Source organism: Psychrobacter urativorans (genome assembly GCF_904846695.1).
GTDB lineage: Bacteria > Pseudomonadota > Gammaproteobacteria > Pseudomonadales > Moraxellaceae > Psychrobacter > Psychrobacter urativorans.
Map to the genome: position 1 here is coordinate 1 of NZ_CAJHBR010000068.1, position 914 is coordinate 914.

Here is a 914-nt window from a genome sequence, read left to right on the forward strand (position 1 = left end):
AGACCTCTTGCAAAAGTAGCAGAGAATTTTATAATAACTCATACAATCACAATTGGTTAGGACCATGCCAAACATAGACAAGCTACTTAAACAAAGTGATGCTGGTTTTAAACGTTACACAGGCATTCGTAAGGCTACCTTTTATGAAATGCTTAATGCCATGCAGCAGCATGAAGCACAAAAGACCAAATCAGGACGACCAAGCGTGCTTAGTCTTGAAGAACAGATATTACTAGCTCTGACTTATTGGCGTGAGTATCGAACGCTGTACCACATCAGTATGGACTTTGGTATTCATGAGTCTTCTGCCAGCCGTATCATTCGTAAAGTAGAAGATGTTCTTATTGATTCAGGTAGGTTTGAGTTGCCTAAAAAGCTTCCTAGTAGAGTTGATGACGATATTAATTGGTCAGTCGTCATCGTTGATGCCACCGAAACCCCAATTGAACGTCCAAAAAAAACCAAAGAGACTACTACAGCGGTAAGAAGAAACAACACACCCTAAAAGCGCAAGTGATCGTTCACTGGAAAACTGGTTTAATATTAGATATTCAAACGTCTAAAGGTTCCGTGCACGATTTTAAGCTGTATAAAGAGACTTCTCCTGATTGGCTTCCTGACAACGCTAAACTACTAGCAGATAGTGGCTATCAGGGCATCGCAAAGCTACATAAACAAACCTTTATCCCCTTTAAAAAACCACGTGGAGGTCAGCTATTAGACCTTTGCAAACAAGCCAATCACTATCTAGCTAAGTTTCGCATTATGGTTGAACACAAAATAGGCTTAATTAAATTGTTCAAAATCGTGGCTCATAGATATCGTAACCGTCGTCAGCGCTATGATCTTAGAATGAAGCTATTCGCCGGTGTTGTTAATTTTGAGCTTAACCTATGACTTTTGCAAGAGGTCTA

At 39.8% G+C, this 914-nt stretch carries 2 protein-coding genes; both read left to right on the forward strand.

Translation table 11 applies throughout. The features are described from left to right. Positions 1-64 precede the first annotated feature (64 nt). Positions 65-505 carry a transposase family protein gene (locus JMY09_RS14395; protein WP_201538506.1) on the forward strand — a complete coding sequence of 147 codons (441 nt, stop codon included), beginning with the start codon at positions 65-67 and terminating at the stop codon, positions 503-505. An 8-nt stretch (positions 506-513) separates the two neighbouring features. Beyond that, on the forward strand, positions 514-897 hold the full coding sequence (locus JMY09_RS14400) for a transposase family protein (RefSeq protein ID WP_265088041.1): 384 nt from the start codon (positions 514-516) through the stop codon (positions 895-897). Positions 898-914 lie beyond the last annotated feature (17 nt).